Origin of the sequence: Embleya sp. NPDC050493 (assembly GCF_044458105.1) — a bacterium.
Lineage (GTDB): Bacteria > Actinomycetota > Actinomycetes > Streptomycetales > Streptomycetaceae > Embleya.
In genome coordinates, this window is the sequence record NZ_JBITHP010000002.1 from 272,746 (window position 1) to 293,462 (window position 20,717).

Consider the following 20,717-nt stretch of genomic DNA (forward strand, 5'->3'; position numbering starts at 1 on the left):
CCGCCGCCCACCGCGTTCGGCCCGGCACGGCCACACACCACAACTGCCCACAAGCGCCGCAACGTACGAAAGGGGCGGGCGCGCATCGTGAGGGACTCCCGGCACGGTCGGCTGGTCCTCGTGCTGCTGCTAGCGATCTCTTTCGCCCTCATCACCGTGGACATTCGCGGTGGCCGGAACTCGCCCATCGCGAACGTCCGCGACTGGGCCTCGGCCGTGTTCGGTCCCGCCGAACGCGGCGTGTCCGCCGCAGTGGATCCCGTCGGTCGGGCCGTGAACGCGGTCAAGGACGCGGGATCCCACGAGGGCGAGAAGAAGCGCCTGCAGGACGAGAACGCCAAGCTTCGTCAACAGGTGGACAACATCGAGTTCGACCGCAATCGGGCGGCCGAGTTGGACAAACTGCTCAAGGTCTCCACGGCCGGGCAGTACAAGACCAAGCCCGCGCGTGTGGTCGCCATCGGCCCCGCCCAGGGCTTTTCCTGGACGGTCACCATCGACGCGGGCGCGGGCGACGGCATCAAGCCGGACATGACCGTGATCAACGGCGACGGACTGGTCGGCCGGGTGACCCAGGTGGGTCCGATGACCGCGACCGTGCTGCTCGCCACCGACCCCGGATTCGCGGTCGGCACGCGGCTGGCCGGATCGATGGAAATAGGGATCACTTCCGGCCGCGGCGACAAGCCGATGAACCTCAAGCTGCTCAACGGCCAGGCCCACGTCAAGAAGGGCGACCGGCTGGTGACGTTCGGCTCGCAGGGCGGCAAGCCGTTCGTGGCGGGCGTACCGGTGGGCGAGGTCGCCGAGGTGCGCAACACCCCGGGTGAACTCACCCGCAGCGTCGAGGTGAAGTCGTACGTGCACTTCTCCAGGCTGGACACGGTGGGCGTGGTGATCGAGCCGCCGCGCACCGATCCGCGCGACGCGGTGCTGCCGCCGATCGCCCAGGAGGTCGCCGCGCCGCCGAGCGCCGCGCCACCGCCGCCGCCTCCGCCCGCGTCCACCGAGCCGCCCAAGGGCGCCTCGGCGGCCAAGCCGCCCGCCGGCGGCACCCGGAGCACCAACGCGAACGCGGCCGACACCGCCGCCGGCGACGGCCGCCGCAAGCCGCCGCCCGGCGGCACGGCCCCACCGACCGGAAGGGACTGAGACGGTGCGGATCTCCCGCGTGTTCTATGCCGCGCTGCTGATCGTCGTCGCGCTCGTCGTCCAGGTGAGCGTGTTCGCCCGGCTCGGTCTGCCCGGCGCGGTGCCGGACCTGCTGCTCCTGGTGGTGGTCGGGCTCGCGCTGACCTACGGGCCGACCTCGGGCTGCGTGATCGGCTTCGCGGCCGGCCTGTGCGCCGACCTCGCGCCGCCCGCGGACCACGCGGCGGGCCGGTACGCGTTCGTGTTGTGCCTGACCGGATACATCGCCGGCCTGTTCGTCTCGCGCAGCCCCAGACGCTCGGTGCTCGCGCCGATCGCCGTGGTGGCGATCGCCGCGGCGGGCACCACCGTGTTGTACGCGGCGGTCGGTGCGCTGGTCGGCGACGGTGCGGTGCGCCAGGTGGGGCTGACCAAGCTGTTGCTGACGGCGGTGGTCTACGACGCGATCCTGGCGCCGTTCGTGGTGCCGTGGGTGATGGCGCTGGCCCGCAAGGTGGATCCGAGTCCGATGCTCTCGGGCCTGTCCCGGTAGGGGGGTGAACGCCCAAGATGCGTAAACGCATGCCGAGCCTGCTCAACGCCGGCCGCTCCAGGGGAGACGGCGCGCACAGCGTGCGCGTGCGGATGGTGATCCTTCAGGTTCTGGTCCTGTCGCTGATGATCACCCTCTTCGGCCGGCTGTGGTACCTGCAGATCCGCGAGGGCGACCACTACGCCGCGGCCGCCTCGCAGAACCAGGTCCGGGACGTGGTGACGCCGGCGGTGCGCGGTCAGATCCTCGACGACAAGGGCCGCCCGCTGGTCAACAACCGCACCGCGCTGGTGGTGTCGGTCAGCCGGACCGAGTTGATGCGGATGCCCGACGCCGGTGCTGCCGTGCTGACCAGGCTGGCCGAGGTGTTGCAACTGCCGGCCGACGAGGTCAAGGCGCGCACCCGGCTGTGCGAGCGCAACGTGCCCAAGCCGTGCTGGAACGGCTCGCCGTACCAGCCGATCCCGGTCACCGACAACGCCACCACCGAGCAGGCGCTGACCATCATGGAGCACCGCGAGGACTTCCCCGGGGTGACCGCCGAGCCCACCGCGGTACGGCAGTATCCGGCGCCCGAGGGAGCAAACGGCGCACACGTCGTGGGCTATCTCTCGCCGGTCTCCGACGACGAGTTGAGCAAACAGAAGGCCGAGGGCAAGAAGGACCTCCAGCGGGCCGACGAGGTCGGCCGCAGCGGTCTCGAGCGCAGCTACGACGCGGACCTGCGCGGGAAGTCCGGGGTCACCGGACTGTCCGTGGACCACCTCGGACGGGTCACCGGCACCGTCTCGGAGACCCCGCCGGTGCCCGGGAACCACCTGGTGACCAGCATCGACGCGAAGATCCAGGCGATCACCGAGCAGCAGCTCGACGAGGCGATGAAGCGGGCCCGGGCGACCTTCGACGCGGGCAACACGCACAAGAACTTCATCGCCGACGCCGGCGCGGCCGTGGTGATGGACATCAAGACCGGCCGGGTGATCGCGATGGCCAGCGCACCCAACTACGACCCGTCGGTGTGGGTGGGCGGCATCTCGCCGCAGGACTACAAGGCGCTCACCGACGAGAAGGCCGGCGTGCCGCTGGTGTCCCGGGCCATACAGGGTCAGTTCGCACCGGGCTCGATCTTCAAGGTGATCTCCACCTCGGCCGCGGCCGAGTCGGGCTACTCCACCAAGGCCAACTACGACTGCTCGCCGAGCATCTCGGTCGGCGGCACGACCTTCAACAACCTGGAGTCCAGGGGCTACGGCCCGATCTCGCTCCAGCGCGCGCTGGAGGTCTCCTGCAACACCGTCTTCTACGGCATCGGCTACGACATGTGGCTCAAGGACGGCGGGATCTTCGGGAAGAATCCCAAGGACCCGATGGTCACCATGGCGAAGAGCTACGGCCTGGGCGCCCCCACCGGCATCGATCTGCCCGGCGAGGCCGGCGGACGGATCGCCGACCGGGCCTGGAAGAAGCGCAACTGGGAGCAGAACAAGGACGCGTGGTGCAAGCAGGGCAACACCGGCAACGAGTACGTGGACAAGATCGCCAAGGAGAACTGCGTCGACGGCTGGCAGTTCCGCGCCGGTGACGCGATCAACTTCGCGATCGGCCAGGGCGACACCACGGTCACCCCGTTGCAGATGGCCCGGGTGTACGCGGCGATCGCCAACGGCGGCACGTTGTGGAAGCCGACCCTGGGCAAGGCAGTGGTCAGCCCGAGCGGGAAGCTCGTACGCGAGATCCAGCCCCAGGCGGCGGCCAAGTTGCCGATAAGCGACGCCACGCTCAAGTACCTGCAGAACGCGCTGATCGGCGTCGAGATGAACGGCACCGCGGCCGGCGTGTTCGCCAACTGGCCCAACGCCCAGATGCCGATAGCGGCCAAGACCGGCACCGGCTCGGTGTACGGCAAGCAGAGCACCTCCTGGTTCGCCACGTACGGCGGTCCCAAGGACGGCCCGCAATACGCCGTGGTGATGATGGTCAGCCAGGGCGGCACCGGTTCCGGCACCTCGGGTCCGTCCGTGCGCAAGATCTACGAGGCGTTGCTCGGCGTCGACGACAAGGGCGCGATCGACCCGAGCAAGGCGCTGCTGCCCGCCCCGCCCGCGGGGCTGCCACAGGTCAAGGAGGACGGCACGGTCGTGCCCGCCTCCTACGTGCTGCCGCCGCACCCCGGCGGTGGTCGAGGCCCCACCACCACCGCGTTGTCCGCGCCCGGGGCGCTGCCCCCCGAGCGGCCGGCGTACCGGACGGGGAGAGGGACATGAGCCTGAAACTGCGACCCGCCTCGCGGGTGGCCGGATTCGGTACGCCGGATCTGGGCCGACTCGCGCCGGTGTTCACCCCGCGCCGGTCGATCACCCGACAGATCATCCAGCGCGACGCCCCGGTGCGTCGGCTGGACTGGATACTCCTGGGACCCGCGCTCGCGCTGTCGGTGGTGGGTTCGCTGCTGGTGTGGTCCGCGACCCGCAATCGGCGCGGCATCACCGGCGGGGATCCGCAGTTCTTCTTCAAGCGGCACCTGCTCAACCTGGCGATCGGGCTGGTCCTGGCCACCGTGGTGGCGATAATCGGTCACCGTCGGATAAGGGCCTTCGCGCCGTTCGTCGGGATCGCCGCGGTGCTCGGCCTGATGGCCGCGCTCAGTCCGTTGGGCAGCACGATCAACGGTCAGCGGGCCTGGATCCAACTGGGTGCGGGCTTTTCGGTGCAGCCCGCCGAGTTGGCCAAGATCGCGATCATCCTGTGCATGGGCATGATCCTGTCCGAACGGGTGGACACCGGGGATCTGGCCAAGCCGGGCGACAAGGCGGTGTTCTGGGCGCTCGTGGTGGCCGCCGTGCCGATGGCGGTGATCATGCTGATGCCCGACCTCGGCTCGGTCATGGTGCTGGCGATGATCGTGCTCGGCGTGTTGCTGGCGTCCGGCGCCCGGGCGCGGTGGATGGTCGCGCTGATCGCGATGGCCGCCGCCGGTGCGGTCGCGGTCGTACACCTCGGGCTGCTCAGCGAGTACCAGATCGACCGGTTCCGGGCCTTCGCCGACCCGAACTTCGACCCGGGCGGCGTCGGCTACAACACCGCGATGGCCCGACTGGCGATCGGCTCGGGCGGGCTCATGGGCAAGGGTTTGTTCCACGGCGAGCAGACCAGCGGCCAGTACGTGCCCGAACAGCAGACCGACTTCGTCTTCTCGGTGGCCGGCGAGGAGTTGGGCTTCATCGGCTGCTGCGTGGTCATCGCGCTGTTCGGGATACTGCTGTGGCGCGGGATCCGGATCGCGCTGCACGCCGACGACCTGTACGGCACGATCGTCGCGGCGGGCGTGGTCGCCTGGTTCGCCTTCCAGGCCTTCGAGAACATCGGGATGAACCTGGGCATCATGCCGGTGGCCGGACTGCCGCTGCCGTTCGTCTCCTACGGCGGCTCCTCGATGTTCGCGATCTGGATGGGGATAGGGCTGTTGCAGTCGGTGCACATGCGTCATGCCGGCGCCTTCAAGTCCGCCTGATCGCGGTCGCGACCGCGCCCGACCGACCCGGGGATCCGCCGGCCGCATCCGACGGATCCCCGTCTCACCGACACCGGACCACCCCCGCGGGCGGGCTTCCGCCGAGGATCTCGGTAGGGGGTCCGCCCGCTTCGCGTTAGGCTGGGAGGTCGATCCCCCTCCCAGCCCATCGGAAGGACCGCCATGCCCGTCGAGTCCCTGTTCCCGCGTCTGGAGCCGCTTCTGCCCCAGGTGCAGAAGCCCATCCAGTACGTCGGTGGCGAACTCAACTCGACCGTCAAGGACTGGGACGCGTGTGCGGTCCGCTGGGCGCTGATGTACCCGGACGCCTACGAGGTCGGTCTGCCCAACCAGGGCGTGATGATCCTGTACGAGGTCCTCAACGAGGTCGCCGACGTGCTCGCGGAGCGCACCTACGCGGTGTGGGGCGACCTGGAAAAGCTGATGCGCGAGCACGACGTGCCGCAGTTCACCGTGGACGGACACCGGCCCGTCGGCGCGTTCGACGTGTTCGGGCTGAGCTTCTCCACCGAGCTGGGCTACACGAACATGCTCAACGCGCTCGACCTGGCCGGCATCCCGATCGAGGCCGCGGATCGCACCGAGGACCACCCGATCGTGCTCGCCGGCGGACACGCCGCGTTCAACCCCGAGCCGATCGCGGACTTCATCGACTGCGCCGTGGTCGGCGACGGCGAGCAGGCCGTGCTCCAGATCACCGACATCATCCGGGCCTGGAAGGCCGAGGGCCGGCCGGGCGGTCGGGACGAACTGCTCTTCCGCCTCGCCGTCACCGGCAACGTCTACGTGCCGCGCTTCTACGACGTGGACTACCTCGACGACGGCCGCATCCAGCGGGTCGCGCCGAACCGCTCGGGCGTGCCGTGGCGGGTGTCCAAGCACACCGTGATGGACCTGGACGAGTGGCCCTACCCCAAGCAGCCGCTGGTCCCGCTCGCCGAGACGGTGCACGAGCGCATGTCGGTGGAGATCTTCCGCGGCTGCACCCGCGGTTGCCGGTTCTGCCAGGCCGGCATGATCACCCGGCCGGTGCGCGAGCGCAGCATCAAGGGCATCGGCGAGATGGTCGACAAGGGCCTGAAGGCGACCGGCTTCGAGGAGGTCGGCCTGCTGTCGTTGTCCTCCGCCGACCACACCGAGATCGCCGAGGTGGCCAAGGGCCTCGCGGACCGGTACACGGACGACAAGATCGGCCTGTCGCTGCCCTCCACCCGGGTGGACGCGTTCAACATCGATCTGGCCAACGAGCTGACCCGCAACGGTCGTCGCTCGGGGCTGACCTTCGCGCCCGAGGGCGGCAGCGAGCGGCTGCGCAAGGTGATCAACAAGATGGTGTCCGAGGAGGACCTCATCCGCACGGTCGCCACCGCGTACGGCAACGGCTGGCGGCAGGTGAAGCTCTACTTCATGGTCGGCCTGCCCACCGAGACCGACGAGGACGTGCTCCAGATCGCGGACATGGCCAAGAAGGTCATCCAGAAGGGCCGCGAGGTCTCCGGGAGCCGCGACATCCGGTGCACGGTGTCCATCGGCGGTTTCGTGCCCAAGCCGCACACCCCCTTCCAGTGGGCCCCGCAACTGGACCCCGCGGCCACCGACGCGCGGCTGCACAAGCTGCGCGACGCGATCCGCGCGGACCGGCAGTACGGCAAGTCGATCGGCTTCCGCTACCACGACGGCAAGCCGGGCGCGATCGAGGGCCTGCTCTCCCGCGGCGACCGGCGGGTCGGTCGGATCATCCGCGCGGTCTGGGAGGACGGCGGCCGATTCGACGGCTGGAGCGAGCACTTCAGCTACGACCGCTGGGTGCGCTGCGCGGACAAGGCGCTGGCCGACGAGCCGGTGGACCTGAACTGGTACACCACGCGCGAGCGCGAGTGGAACGAGGTGCTCCCGTGGGACCACCTCGACTCCGGCTTGGACAAGGACTGGCTGTGGGAGGACTGGCAGGACGCGCTCGACGAGACCGAGGTCGACGACTGCCGCTGGAGCCCGTGCTTCGACTGCGGCGTTTGCCCGCAAATGGGAACCGAGATCCAGATCGGCCCGACCGGACAGAAGTTGTTGCCGCTGAGCGTCGTCAAGTAGTCGGATAATCACGCAAAGCAGCATCCGTGGTCCCGCTCCCTCCCCGGGGGCGGGGCCACTAATCTGCCCGGGTGAATGCAAACGGGGACCAACCGGATCGGGTGCCGTGGACACCATCGACCCACAACAACCCACCGGGCGCGCCCGAGCCGCCCGGATGGCAGCAGCACGCCGAACACGCTTACCCACCGCGCACCGGCGCCGGCCCCGAACCCGGTGAGGGCTGCTTGTACGCGGTGGTCCGCTGGCCCGCCCGGATCATCGCGCTGATCGTCGTGGTGCCGCTGCGCCTGTTGTGGGAGCTGCTGCGACTGATCGGCAGAGGGATCAAATTCCTGTTCTGGGACTGGTTCCTGCACCCGATTCTCAAGGGCCTGAAGATCCTGCTGTGGGACTGGTTCCTGTACCCGGTGCTCCGCTTCGTCGGCCGCTACATCCTGGTTCCGATCGGCAACGCCATCGCGTGGGTGATCGTGCACGTGATCGTGCGACCGCTCGCCTTCGTGTTCCGGCACCTCCTGTACAAACCCGCGGTGCTGCTGTGGCGATACGTGCTGCGTCCGGTCGGACGCGCGACGCTCCAGGCGCTGCGGTTCGCGTGGGAAGTGTCCACCGCCGTCTTCAACTTCCTGATCGTGCGGCCGCTGTCCTGGCTGTGGCGGGCCGTGCTGGTGCCGATCGGTCGCGGCATCGCGGTGGTGTGGCACCACCTGGTCGTGCTGCCGGTGTCCTGGGCCTGGCGCAACGTGCTCGCGCCGATCGGCAGGGCGATCCGCGCCGTCTGGCGATTCGTGGTCGTGGCCCCGCTGCGCTGGGTCGGCCGCCACGTGCTCCGGCCGATCGGTCGGGCCACCGCGGAGGTGCTGCGAGCCCTCGGAATCGGGGGGCGCTGACCCGACCCGTGCGATGGCCGTAGGCTTGGATCGACTTCTGCCCACCCACTTGAGCCAAGGACTGAGCGAAACTGGCACGACGTACGCCCGAGGGACCGCCGCCCGCGCCGACGGTCCAGCGACTGCGCCTCCGGTACACCAAGCGCGGCCGCCTCCGGTTCACCAGCCACCGGGATTTTCAGCGCGCGTTCGAGCGGGCCCTGCGTCGGGCGGAAGTGCCGATGGCCTACTCCGCCGGTTTCACCCCCCACCCCAAGGTGTCCTACGCGGGAGCGGCGCCCACCGGCGTCGCCAGCGAGGCCGAGTATCTCGAGATCGGCGTGGCCACGCACTGTGACCCGGCGCGTCTGCGAGACCTGCTCGACGCGTCCCTGCCGACCGGTCTCGACGTGCTCGAGATCGTCGAGGCACACGGCGGCAACCTGCCCGAACGCCTGGAGGCGTCGGTCTGGGAGCTGGTCCTCGCGGGCGTCACCCGCGAGGAGGCCGAGCGCGCGGTCGGCGTGTTCCTGGCCGCCGAGGCCGTCGAGGTCCAGCGGATGAGCAAGAACGGAATGCGTACATTCGACGCCCGTGAGGCGGTGATCGCGCTGACCGTCACCACCCCCGACGGGAACGACGCAGGTCACCAGGGTGTCGATGCGGGTAGTGCCGCACCCTGTGCGATACTGCGACTGGTTGTCCGGCACACCACACCCGCCGTTCGACCCGACGACGTTCTGTCCGGTCTCCGCTCGGTCGCCGAACTTGTTACGCCCACCGCCGCCGCGGTCACCCGCCTGGCGCAGGGGCCGCTCGACACCGCGACCGATTCGGTGACCGACCCGCTCGCGCCCGACCGCGCAGCATCGGCGGTGGAGCACACCTCGCAGGGGGGCGAGGAACTCCGGACCGGCCCGCAGGGCGGTGCAGAACCCGTCGTCGAAGCCTCGAATCGGTGACGACCGGGTACACGAGGCCCAAGGCTTGAATTTCCGACAGACTTATCGCCCGGATCACGGCCGCAAGGTCGGGACCGGCGAGTGAGAGAGAAGCTTCCGCGCGGCGCCCTGCGTTGGAGCGCCCGGAAGCGTGACGGGAGACAGACCCGCATGCTCGACACCGAGCCCAACGACACGCCTGAGACATCAGGTACACCCGGGGTTGTGAACTCCGGTACTTCCGACAACGACAACAGCACGAAGGACGACACGGCCACGACGCCGGCCCCGCGCCGCCGTCGCCGCGCCGCCAGTCGCCCCGCAGGACCGCCGAGCGTGCCCTCTGCCGAGGCCGCGCCGGTTCAGGCTGCCGTGACACCCGAGGTTCCCGCGCCCTCCGACGAGGAGGAGCCGGAGGCCGAGGAGGCCGCAGTGGCCGAGACCACCCCCGAGCCCCAGCCCGAACCCGAGCCGGAGGCCCCGCGGCGTGCGCGGCGCACCCGCAAGCGGGTGACCGCGCCGGTCACCGACACGGCCGAGGTCGCGTCCGCACCGGTGGAGGCTGCCGAGCCCGCTCCGGTGGCGGCCGAGCCCGAGCCGGAGCCGGAGGAGGCGCCCCGGCGCGTCCGGCGCACCCGCAAGCGGGCGGCGGTCGCTCCCGAGGCGACCCCGGACGAGGTCGTGCCCGAGCCTGCCGCCACGTCGGCGCAGGCCGAGCCGGCGCAGCCGGAGACCGAGGCCGAGCCGGCCGAGGAGGCCCCGCGACGGACCCGGCGTACCCGCAAGCGTGCGGTGCCCGCCGTCGAGGTGACCGAGGAGACCCCGATCGCCGAGGCCGAGCCGGTCGTTCCGACCGAGCCCGAGCCCGAGCCGGAGCCGGAGGCTGCCCCCGAGCCGCGGGGCAGGGGTGGCCGCAAGACGCCGCCGCCGGTGTTCCAGCCGCTGTTCCAGGCCCCGCAGGCGGCCGTCTTCGCCGCGCCCCAGCGCGCGGCCGAGCCGACCCCCGCCCCGGCGCCGGCCGTCGCCGAGCCCGAGCCGGAGACCCGGACCGAGTCCGACGAGCCGCGTGGTCGGCGTCGCCGCCGGCGCGCGCTGCCGGTGGACGAGGTGCACACGGCCGCCGAGGCCGAGCCGCAGGACTCGCGCTACCAGGACGAGCAGGAGCGGCACGTGGACCGCTCGGTCGCCGCGACCGAGCAGCCCGAGCCGACGGAGGAGCCGGAGGGCTCCGAGGCGCACGAGGACGACACCGAGGGCGAGCGCCCGACCCGGCGTCGTCGGCGCGGTGGCCGTCGGCGTCGCGGCCGCGGTGACGACGGTGCCGAGGACAACGGCTCCGACGAGGACGGCGAGCAGCAGGCCGAAGGCGTCGGCGACGGTCCCGACGACGACGAGGACACCGACGAGCCGGGCGACGCCGGGGCGACCACCAGCAGCCGGCGTCGGCGCCGGCGTCGGCGCCGTGACGGTGCGGGCGACGAGCCGGCGGCCGAGCCGCAGGACGACCCCGAGCGCACCGTGGTCAAGGTCCGCGAGCCGCGCAAGCGCGAGGCGCTCGCGGAAAGCCCGACCGACGAGGTCCAGGGTGTCAAGGGCTCGACCCGCCTGGAGGCCAAGAAGCAGCGCCGCCGCGAGGGGCGCGAGCAGGGCCGGCGTCGGGTGCCGATCATCACCGAGTCGGAGTTCCTGGCCCGCCGCGAGGCGGTCGAGCGGGTGATGGTGGTGCGCCAGAACGGCGAGCGCACCCAGATCGGCGTGCTCGAGGACGACGTGCTCGTCGAGCACTACGTCAGCCGCAGCCAGGACAACCAGTCCGCGTACGTCGGCAACGTGTACCTGGGCAAGGTCCAGAACGTGCTGCCCTCGATGGAGGCCGCCTTCGTCGACATCGGCAAGGGCCGCAACGCGGTGCTGTACGCCGGCGAGGTCAACTTCGAGGCGGCGGGCTTCAGCGGCCCGCGCCGGATCGAGGCCGTGCTCAAGCCCGGCCAGTCGGTCCTGGTGCAGGTCACCAAGGACCCGATCGGCCACAAGGGCGCCCGGCTGACCAGCCAGGTGTCGCTGCCCGGTCGTTACCTGGTCTACGTGCCCGAGGGCACCATGACCGGGATCAGCCGCAAGCTCCCGGACACCGAGCGGGCGCGGCTGAAGACCATCCTCAAGAAGATCGTGCCGGAGAACGCGGGCGTCATCGTGCGCACCGCGGCCGAGGGCGCGACCGAGGAGGACCTGACCCGCGACGTGACGCGGCTGCAGGCCCAGTGGGAAGAGATCAAGAAGAAGTCCAAGATGATCACGACCAGTTCGCCCTCGCTGCTGTACGGCGAGCCGGACATGACGGTTCGGGTCATCCGCGACATCTTCAACGAGGACTTCTCGAAGCTGATCGTCTCGGGCGACGAGGCGTGGGACGTCATCCACGACTACGTCGGCCACGTGGCCCCCGACCTGGCCCCGCGCCTGTCCCGGTGGACCAGCGAGGTGGACGTCTTCGCGACGTACCGCATCGACGAGCAGCTGATGAAGGCGTTGGACCGCAAGGTCTGGCTGCCCAGTGGCGGCTCGCTGGTGATCGACCGCACCGAGGCGATGGTCGTGGTCGACGTCAACACCGGGAAGTTCACCGGTCAGGGCGGCAACCTCGAGGAGACCGTCACCCGCAACAACCTGGAGGCGGCCGAGGAGATCGTGCGCCAGCTCCGGCTGCGCGACCTCGGCGGGATCATCGTCGTCGACTTCATCGACATGGTCCTGGAGGGTAACCGCGACCTCGTGCTGCGGCGCCTGATGGAGTGCCTGGGCCGGGACCGGACCAAGCACCAGGTCGCCGAGGTCACCTCGCTCGGCCTGGTCCAGATGACCCGCAAGCGGGTCGGCCAGGGTCTGCTCGAAGCCTTCTCGGAGAACTGCGAGCGGTGCAACGGGCGCGGCGTGATCGTGCACATGGACGCGCCGGAGACCAAGGGCCACGGCAACGGCGGCCACATCCACGGCGGCAACGGCAACGGAGCCCCCGCGGGTTCCGGGCGGCGCAAGCGCAACAAGGGCAACGCCGACAAGAACGGCAGCGGTCCGATCACCGAGATCGTCGACACCGACGAGACGGTGGAGCTGGACGGGCCGGAGCTCGAGGACGTCGCGGTGGACACCGAGCTGCCCGAGGTCGCCGCCCTCGGCTCGGTCGAGCCGGTCGAGGTCGCCGAGGCGATCGAGACCGTGGAGGCCGTGGAGGCCGCCGTCGAGCCGGAGCCGGCCCCGCCGGTCGAGGCCGAGGTGACCACCGAGGCACCGGCCGAGGAGACCCCGGCGGAGCCGGTGGTCGAGGCCGAGCCGGAGGAGGCCGTCGAGGAGGCTGTCGAGGAGGCCCCGGCGCCGGCCAAGCGGGTTCGCAAGGCCGCCGCCAAGAAGACGGTCGCCAAGAAGGCCGCGGCCAAGACCGCACCGGCGAAGAAGACCGCCGCCGCCAAGACGCCGCGGAAGTCGGCCAAGAAGGTCGCCGCCGAGGCGGCAGAGGCAGCGGCGGCGAGCGAGGCACCGGCCGAGCAGCCGGCCGCCGAGCCGACGCCGGAACCGGCCCCGAAGGCGGCCGGATCGACCCGGGCGGGCAGGACCGCGGCCAAGGCCAAGGCCGCCGCCGAGGTCGCGGCCGAGGCGGAGGCCGAGCCGGCCAAGCCCGCCAAGGCGGCCGCCAAGCCGCGCAAGACGTCGCGGCGGGCGACCCGGCCCGCCGGTCCGCCGGAGGGCGCCGTGGACGGCGCCGAGCCGGTTTCGGCGGCGAGCGGAACCTGAGTCACCACGGGTCCGTCCCGGGTTCAAACCCCCGGGACGGACCCGTTTGGCCTTCGCCCCCGGGGATCCTGTAACCTTTGCCCTTGGTGTGCTTAGGCACAGGCTCCTGAGCAACCACCCTCCGGAACGCAAGCTTCGGAGGAGGCCCCCGATTTCTGTTCGGTGTGGCTGGCTTCAGGGGCTCGGACCCTGCAGAGAGAGAGATCCACGGTGTACGCGATCGTTCGCGCCGGTGGCAGGCAGCACAAGGTTGCCGTCGGTGACGTCGTCCAGGTCGACCGCATTCGCGGTGCGGCCGGTTCGGCAGTTGAGCTCCAGGCCATCCTCGTCGTAGACGGTGAAGCCGTGACGAGTGACCCGTGGGTCCTCGCGGGTGTGAAGGTGACGGCCGAGGTCGTCGATCACACCAAGGGCAAGAAGATCGACATTCTGAAGTACAAGAACAAGACCGGTTACCGCAAGCGCATGGGTCACCGCCAGCAGCACACCCAGCTGAAGATCACCGGCATCAACTCCGGGAAGTAGGGAGAAGCGACATGGCACACAAGAAGGGTGCATCTTCCACCCGGAACGGCCGTGACTCGAACGCTCAGCGCCTCGGCGTCAAGCGCTTCGGCGGCCAGGTCGTCAACGCCGGCGAGATCATCGTCCGCCAGCGGGGCACGCACTTCCACCCCGGCACCAACGTCGGCCGCGGTGGCGACGACACGCTGTTCGCGCTGTCGGCCGGTGCCGTGCAGTTCGGCACCGCGCGCGGTCGCCGCGTCGTGAACATCGTCCCGGCGGAATAAGCACGCCGCGGCATTCGCTTTGACACCCGAGGGCGGACCCCATGCGGTCCGCCCTCGGGTGTTTGTCCACAGTGTTTCGCTCCCCGCTCGGGGAGCCGAGGAGGAATCCACGTGACGACCTTCGTCGACCGCGTCGTGCTGCATGTCGCGGCGGGTAACGGGGGCCACGGCGTGGCCTCCGTCCACCGTGAGAAGTTCAAGCCGCTCGGCGGCCCCGACGGCGGCAACGGCGGCCGCGGCGGCGACGTCACGCTGGTCGTGGACGCCAACACCACCACGCTGCTCGAATACCACCACCACCCGCACCGCAAGGCCACCAACGGCAAGCCCGGCGCGGGCGCCAACCGGACCGGCCCCAACGGCGCGGACGTGATCCTCCCGGTGCCGGACGGCACGGTGGTCAAGCGACTGCTGCCCAACGGCGACGAGGAATTCGTCGAGGACCTGGTCGGCAACGGCGCCAGCTACGTGATCGCCCAGGGCGGTCGCGGCGGCCTCGGCAACGCGGCACTGGCCTCCCCGCGCCGCAAGGCCCCCGGCTTCGCGCTGCTCGGCGAGCCCGGCGAGGCCGGCGACTTCGTCCTGGAACTCAAGACCGTCGCGGACGTCGCGCTCGTGGGCTATCCGAGCGCCGGCAAGTCCTCGCTGATCGCCACGCTCAGTGCCGCCCGGCCCAAGATCGCCGACTACCCCTTCACCACGCTGGTGCCGAACCTGGGCGTGGTCACCGCCGGCGACGTGGTCTACACCGTCGCCGACGTGCCCGGCCTGATTCCCGGCGCGAGCGAGGGCAAGGGCCTGGGCCTGGAGTTCCTGCGGCACGTCGAGCGCTGCAAGGCGCTCGTGCACGTGCTCGACTGCGCGACGCTGGAGCCCGGCCGCGACCCGATCAGCGACCTGGACACGATCGAGGCCGAGCTGAAGGCGTACGGCGGCCTGGAGGACAGGCCGCGGATGGTCGCGCTGAACAAGATCGACGTGCCGGACGGCAACGATCTGGCGGACATGGTCAAGGCCGAGTTGGAGGCGCGCGGGCTCCAGGTGTTCGCGGTCTCCGCGGTCAGCCGGGCCGGCCTGCGCGAGTTGTCCTTCGCGATGGCCGCCCAGGTGCAGGGTGCGCGCGACGCCGCGCCGGCGCCCGAGGCGACCCGGATCGTGCTGCGGCCGACCGCCGTGGACGACAGCGGCTTCACCGTCACCCGGCGCGACGAGGCGTTCATCGTGCGCGGGACCAAGCCCGAACGCTGGGTGCGCCAGACCGACTTCAGCAACGACGAGGCGGTGGGCTACCTGGCCGACCGGCTCGCCCGGCTCGGCGTCGAGGAGGCGCTGTGGTCGGCCGGCGCCGTTCCCGGGGCCGAGGTCGTCATCGGCGACGACGTCAACGGTGTGGTCTTCGACTGGGAGCCCACCGTGGCGGCCGGCGCCGAGATGCTGGGTCGCCGCGGCGAGGACCACCGTCTGCAGACGCACCGCCCGGCGGTGGACCGCCGACGCGAGCGCGACGCGATCGAGTCGCAGTACGAGGAGTTCGACCCCTTCTCGGACTCCTGAGCGACGGGTGCTGCGCGCACGACGGTGATTCCCGACGTTTTTGGGTGACTCCGGACGCTTTCGAGCGCCGGATGCTTTTCGAACAGGGAAGGCGGGGCCTGAAGTGCTCACTGGGGACGACGCGGCGCGCGAGGACGTGACCTCCGCGCGCCGCATCGTGGTCAAGGTCGGTTCGTCCTCGTTGACGACCGCGCAGGGGGGCCTGGACGCGGACCGCGTCGACGCGCTCGTGGACGTGATAGCGGCCAAGCGGGCCGAGGGGGTCCAGGTCGTACTGGTCTCCTCCGGTGCGATCGCCGCCGGGCTGGCCCCGTTGGGCCTGCCGCGCCGACCGCGCGACCTGGCCACCCAGCAGGCCGCGGCGAGCGTGGGTCAGGGGCTGCTGGTGGCCCGCTACACCGCGTCGTTCGCCCGGTACGGCCTGCGGGTCGGCCAGGTGCTGCTGACCGTGGACGACGTCACCCGCCGCGCGCACTACCGCAACGCCTACAACACGCTGGACAAGCTGCTCGCGATGGGCGCGGTGCCGGTGGTCAACGAGAACGACACGGTGGCCACCGAGGAGATCCGGTTCGGCGACAACGACCGGCTCGCCGCGCTGGTCGCGCACGTCGTGCACGCCGATCTGCTCGTGCTGCTCTCCGATGTGGACGGGCTCTACAACGGCGACCCGGCGAAGCCGAGTTCGGCCCGGGTCCCGTTCGTGGCCGGACCGCAGGATCTCGAAGGCATCGAGATCGGCAAGGCGGGCAAGGCCGGCCTGGGTACCGGCGGCATGGTCACCAAGGTCGAGGCGGCGGGCATCGCGACCTCGGCGGGCATCCCCGTGGTGCTCACCGCGGCCCGCTTCGCGTCCGACGCGTTGGCCGGCAAGGACACCGGAACCCTCTTCCACCGCACCGGAGTTCGCACCGCCGACCGACTCCTGTGGCTGGCCCACGCAAGCACCGCGCGCGGTCGGCTCACGCTGGATCCGGGCGCGGTCCGGGCCGTGGTCGAGCGACACAGCTCGCTGCTGCCCGCCGGGATCACCGGTGTCCAGGGCGGTTTCGTCGCCGGCGATCCGGTGGACCTGGTTGACGAAAACGGTCACATCGTGGCCCGCGGACTGGTCAACTTTGATGCGAAGGAACTGCCGGGCCTGTTCGGGCGATCGACTCGAGAGTTGGCTCGGGAGTTGGGTCCGGCCTACGAGCGCGAGGTCGTCCACCGCGACGACCTGGTGCTGCTGCGCCGCTGAGCGACGACCACCGAAGATCAGCAGCTCGCCGACGGGAGGCCGGCCGTGCCGGAGCGTGGGGAACGCCCCTGGGGACAGCCGAATACGACGGCGCGGGTCGAGCACGAGGACGCGGGCCGGATGTGGCACATCACGCTGACCCTCGCCGGCAAGCCGGGTGACCCCGAGGACGTGCGGCGCGCGCTGGAACGACTCGCCCACGAACACCCCTTCCTGCTCGCCGGACGCTACGCGGCCGACCACGCCGAGGTGCGGTACTGGGAGGAGGCGCCCAACCTGCACGACGCCGCGGCGATCGCGCTGCGATTGTGGGGCGAGCATCGGCAGAGCGCGGGACTGCCGCCGTGGGAACTCATCGGGCTGGAGGTGGTGGACCGCCCGACGTACCAGAAGCGGGCCGGCGCACCGGCTCCGCTGCCGGTGCAACCGGGCCGGGTGCAGCCCTTCTAGGCTCTCCCGGCGAGCCTTGGCGGGGGCCGCGGCGGTTGGCACCGCGCCTCGTCGGCGGCCTCGGTCCGCGGCCGCCGCCGCGCCGCCGGCGAGCCGATCGGCGCCGGTCGTGCGCCCGGTGTGGGCGAATAATGCGTGGCCCGAAAAACTCTCGCGCGTTAGCGTCGCGGAACAATGCGTACGTTTCCCGTCGCCGACCCCGGCGATCCCGATATCCGGTCGGCGGGCCGATACCTGATCTGGCTCGCCGCTCGTTGCCGCCGGACGATCACCATGGGCATCCTGTGGGCGTCGATCTGGATGGTCGCGCAGGCCCTGATGCCCGCCGCGGTCGGCCGGGCGATCGACGCGATCGAGGCGCGCGACGAGCAGGGACTGCTCGGGTGGTCCGGCGCGCTGCTGGGCATCGCGATCCTGATCGGCTTCACCGGGATCATGCGACACCGCAACGCGGTCGCCAACTTCCTGGACGGCGCGTTCCGCACGATCCAACTGGTCACCCGGCACTCGTCCCGGCTCGGGGCCGCCCTCCAGCACCGGATCGCCTCCGGCGAGGTGGTCGGTGTGGGCACCTCGGACGTGGACGCGATCGGCGGCGTGCTCGACATCACCGCCCGCGGCTGCGCATCGGTCGTCACGCTCGGTGTGGTCGCGGTGGTGCTGCTGAACATGTCGGTGCCGCTGGGCCTGCTCGTCCTGATCGGCGTGCCGCTGCTGATGGGCCTGGTCTCGCTGCTGCTGCGTCCGCTGCACCGGCGCCAGAACGCCTACCGCGACCTGCAGACCGGCCTGGCCGATCGGGCCGTGGACATCGCCTCCGGCCTGCGGGTGCTGCGCGGGATCGGCGGTGAGCGCACGTTCGGCGCCCGCTACCGGCGCGAGTCGCAACAGCTGCGGGCGGCCGGCGTACGCACCGCCCGGGTCGAATCCCTGCTGGAGGCCGCCCAGTTCCTGGTGCCGGGCTTCTTCGTCGCATTCGGTACCTGGCTGGCCGCCCGGTTCGCCCTGGACGGCCGGTTGACGATCGGTCAGATGGTGTCCTTCTACGGCTACGCGGCGTTCCTGACCGTGCCGCTGTCCACCATCACCGAGTTCGCCGACCGGGTGGTGCGCGGCCATGTCGCGGCCCGGCGGGTGACGCGCGTGCTCGCCCTGGAGCCGGAAGTGACGGAGACCGCCGAGCCGGTCGCGTGGCCGCCGCCGGGAGACCTGGTGGACCGGCGCTCGGGCCTGCTCGTCCGGCCCGGTGTGCTGCTCGGGATCGCCTGTGAGGACCCGCAGGAGGCACCTGCGCTGGCCGATCGGCTCGGGCGCTACCAGGAGGCCGACGTGCTCTACGCCGACGTACGGCTCGCCGACCTCGCGCTCGCCGACGTGCGGGAGCGGATCCTGGTCGGGCATCACGACGCCGGGCTGTTCTCCGGGCCGCTGCGCCGCGAACTGACGCCGGGCGGCGGCGGAACGGGCGATCTGGCGACGGCGGTCGAGGTGGCCTGCGCCGACGACGTGATCGACGCGCTGGACGAGGGGCTGGACACCGAGATCGCGGCACGCGGCCGGGAGTTCTCCGGCGGGCAGGTGCAACGCCTGCGCCTGGTCCGGGCGTTGGTCGCCGACCCGCAGACGTTGGTGCTGATCGAACCCACCAGCGCGGTGGACGCGCACACCGAGGCGCGGATCGCCGCCCGGCTCGCCGCACACCGGCGAGGCCGCACCACGGTGGTCGCCACCACGAGTCCGCTCGTGCTGGACACCATGGACGAGGTCGCCTACGTCGAGGACGGCAAGGTCATGGCGGTCGGTCCGCACCGCGAACTGCTGGCGACCGAGCCGCGGTACGCCGCGCTGGTCACCCGGGTCGACGAGGACGACCGGGACGACGAAGGCGACGACGACGACGACAACGACGACAAGGGTCACGAAAGCGAGGAGGTCGCGTGAGCGCGCGGGAACTGCTCCCGATCGCGCCGGCTGCCGAGGTCGGCCGGCACGCCGTGCGACTGTTGCGCGAGCGGCGCCGCGATCTGATCCTGACCGTCCTGTTCTACGCGCTCGCCGCGGTGGCCGGTCTGGTTGCGCCGCGGTTGCTCGGGGTGTTGATCGAGAAGGTCCGCGCGGACAGCCCGACCCGCACGATCGACCTGCTCGGCCTGGGCATCGCCGGTGCGCTGTTGCTCCAGGCGCTGATCGTGCGGCAGGCCGCGGTGGCCGCCGCGCGGCTGGGCGAGGGACTGCTCGCGCAGGTCCGCGAGGAGTTCGTGGACCGGATTCTGGACCTGCCGCTGTCCACCGTCGAGCGGGCCGGCTCCGGCGACCTGCTCGGGCGGGCGAACCGCGACGTGGCCGCGATGTCCCGGTCGGCCCGGCGGGCGGTGCCGTCCGTGCTGGTCGCCGTGGTGACGATCGTGCTCACCTTCGCCGGACTGCTGCTGCTCAATCCGCTGCTGGCGCTGCCACTGCTGATCACGCTGCCGCTGCTGGTGCCGATCACGTACTGGTACCTGCGCCGCGCGCCGGCCGGCTACCTGCGCGAGAACGCGGCGTGGGCGCAGGTGACCGACTCGCTGGCGGAGACGGTCGAGGGGGCGCGCACGGTCGAGGCGCTGCGGCTGGCGGACCGGCGCCGGCGGCGTGGCGACGAGGACGTCGCGCAGGCGTATGCGGCCGAGCGGTACACGCTGTGGTTGCGCACGATCTGGTTCCCGACGGTCGACTTCGGCTACGTGCTGCCGGTGGTGGCCACCACTGCCTTCGGCGGATGGGCGTATCTGCACGGGTGGGCCACGCTCGGCGAGGTGGCGACCGCGGTGCTGTACGTGCAGTTGATCATCGGGCCGATGGACGAGTTGCTGAACTGGCTGGACGAGGTGCAGATCTCGGCGGCCTCGCTGGCCCGGCTGCTGGGCGTGGCCGACGTGCCCTCCGACCGCGAGCCGACCGACGCCGAGCCGGTGGACGAGACGTTGACCGTGCGCGATGTGCGGTTCGCCTATGCGACGGGTCGCGAGGTGCTGCACGGCATCGACCTGACCATCCGGCCGGGGGAGCGGATCGCCGTGGTGGGCCCCAGCGGGGCCGGGAAGTCCACGCTGGGGCGGCTGCTGGCGGGGGTCAACGCGCCCACGTCCGGGAGCGTGACGGTGGGCGGGGTGCCACTGGTCGGTCTGCCGCTGGACGAGTTGCGCGGCCGGGTCGCGCTGGTGACGCAGGAGCACCACGTCTTCCGGGGCACACTGCGGGACAACCTGCTGCTGGCCCGCGAGGACGCCTCCGACGACGAGATGCGGGATGCGTTGCGGGCGGTCGACGCGGACTGGGTGGCGGCATTGCCTGCCGGCGTGGACACCCGAGTCGGGCCCAAGGAGCACGAGTTGACCGCGCCGCAGGCGCAACAGCTGGCGCTGGCCCGGCTGGTGCTGGCCGATCCGCACACGCTCGTGCTGGATGAGGCCACCTCGCTGATCGATCCGCGGGCGGCGCGGCATCTGGAGCGGTCGTTGGGTGCGGTCATCTCGGGGCGGACGGTGATTGCGATCGCGCACCGGTTGTATACGGCGCACGACGCGGATCGGGTTGCGGTGGTGGAGGACGGGCGGATCACCGAACTCGGCAGTCATCGGGAGTTGATTGCGGCCGACGGTGCCTATGCTGCGCTCTGGCGGTCCTGGCACGGGTGAGCCGATGGTGGGTTCGCCTCATTCGCCGGCGGGGCTGATTTGGCCTCAAGCGCCGGCGGGGCTGCTTGGCCTCATGCGCCGGCCGGGCTGTTGGACCCG

The 20,717-nt window shown here is 71.2% G+C and carries 14 protein-coding genes and 1 pseudogene; all 15 read left to right on the forward strand.

What is annotated here, in order from left to right:
• Positions 1-87: 87 nt before the first annotated feature.
• The 15 genes and pseudogenes from mreC to ACIBM5_RS04620 all read left to right on the forward strand — a co-directional run bounded on the left by mreC (position 88) and on the right by ACIBM5_RS04620 (position 20,618).
• Positions 88-1,152, forward strand: coding sequence for a rod shape-determining protein MreC (mreC, locus tag ACIBM5_RS04550; RefSeq protein ID WP_396005360.1), 1,065 nt, complete (start codon positions 88-90; stop codon positions 1,150-1,152).
• 4 nt (positions 1,153-1,156) lie between these two features.
• Positions 1,157-1,663 (forward strand): annotated as a pseudogene (gene mreD, locus ACIBM5_RS04555) (rod shape-determining protein MreD); the annotation flags it as partial.
• A gap of 50 nt (positions 1,664-1,713) precedes the next feature.
• Positions 1,714-3,948, forward strand: coding sequence for a penicillin-binding protein 2 (gene mrdA, locus ACIBM5_RS04560; protein ID WP_396005731.1), 2,235 nt, complete (start codon positions 1,714-1,716; stop codon positions 3,946-3,948).
• Positions 3,945-5,195: a rod shape-determining protein RodA gene (rodA, locus tag ACIBM5_RS04565; RefSeq protein ID WP_391582898.1), complete on the forward strand. Its 1,251-nt coding sequence runs from the start codon at positions 3,945-3,947 to the stop codon at positions 5,193-5,195. Before mrdA ends, rodA begins: the two co-directional genes overlap by 4 nt.
• A 183-nt stretch (positions 5,196-5,378) precedes the next feature.
• On the forward strand, positions 5,379-7,304 hold the full coding sequence (locus ACIBM5_RS04570; protein ID WP_396005362.1) for a TIGR03960 family B12-binding radical SAM protein: 1,926 nt from the start codon (positions 5,379-5,381) through the stop codon (positions 7,302-7,304).
• 71 nt (positions 7,305-7,375) lie between these two features.
• A complete protein-coding gene (locus ACIBM5_RS04575; RefSeq protein WP_396005364.1) occupies positions 7,376-8,197 on the forward strand; it encodes a hypothetical protein in 822 nt (273 codons plus the stop codon).
• 71 nt (positions 8,198-8,268) lie between these two features.
• A complete protein-coding gene (locus ACIBM5_RS04580; protein ID WP_391583081.1) occupies positions 8,269-9,138 on the forward strand; it encodes a TIGR03936 family radical SAM-associated protein in 870 nt (289 codons plus the stop codon).
• A gap of 150 nt (positions 9,139-9,288) precedes the next feature.
• The gene (locus tag ACIBM5_RS04585; RefSeq protein WP_396005366.1) at positions 9,289-12,906 is read left to right on the forward strand and encodes a ribonuclease E/G; all 3,618 of its coding nucleotides are present in this window, start codon (positions 9,289-9,291) and stop codon (positions 12,904-12,906) included.
• Positions 12,907-13,116: 210 nt separating this feature from the next.
• Positions 13,117-13,431 (forward strand): 50S ribosomal protein L21, encoded by a 315-nt coding sequence (gene rplU / locus ACIBM5_RS04590; protein WP_026218258.1) that lies wholly within the window; start codon positions 13,117-13,119, stop codon positions 13,429-13,431.
• Between the two features lie 11 nt (positions 13,432-13,442).
• Positions 13,443-13,697, forward strand: a complete 255-nt coding sequence (gene rpmA, locus ACIBM5_RS04595; RefSeq protein ID WP_020550744.1) for a 50S ribosomal protein L27 — start codon at positions 13,443-13,445, stop codon at positions 13,695-13,697.
• 111 nt (positions 13,698-13,808) lie between these two features.
• Entirely contained in the window at positions 13,809-15,251 is a 1,443-nt protein-coding gene (gene obgE, locus ACIBM5_RS04600; protein WP_391582894.1) for a GTPase ObgE, read from the forward strand.
• Between the two features lie 136 nt (positions 15,252-15,387).
• Complete coding sequence (proB, locus tag ACIBM5_RS04605) at positions 15,388-16,491, forward strand: glutamate 5-kinase (RefSeq protein WP_391583080.1); 1,104 nt, start codon at positions 15,388-15,390, stop codon at positions 16,489-16,491.
• A 45-nt stretch (positions 16,492-16,536) separates the two neighbouring features.
• Positions 16,537-16,941, forward strand: a complete 405-nt coding sequence (locus tag ACIBM5_RS04610; RefSeq protein ID WP_391582893.1) for a hypothetical protein — start codon at positions 16,537-16,539, stop codon at positions 16,939-16,941.
• Positions 16,942-17,115: 174 nt separating this feature from the next.
• Positions 17,116-18,882, forward strand: a complete 1,767-nt coding sequence (locus ACIBM5_RS04615) for an ABC transporter transmembrane domain-containing protein (protein WP_396005368.1) — start codon at positions 17,116-17,118, stop codon at positions 18,880-18,882.
• Positions 18,879-20,618, forward strand: a complete 1,740-nt coding sequence (locus ACIBM5_RS04620; protein WP_396005369.1) for an ABC transporter ATP-binding protein — start codon at positions 18,879-18,881, stop codon at positions 20,616-20,618. The genes ACIBM5_RS04615 and ACIBM5_RS04620 overlap by 4 nt, the downstream gene beginning before the upstream one ends.
• The last annotated feature ends 99 nt before the right edge of the window (positions 20,619-20,717 follow it).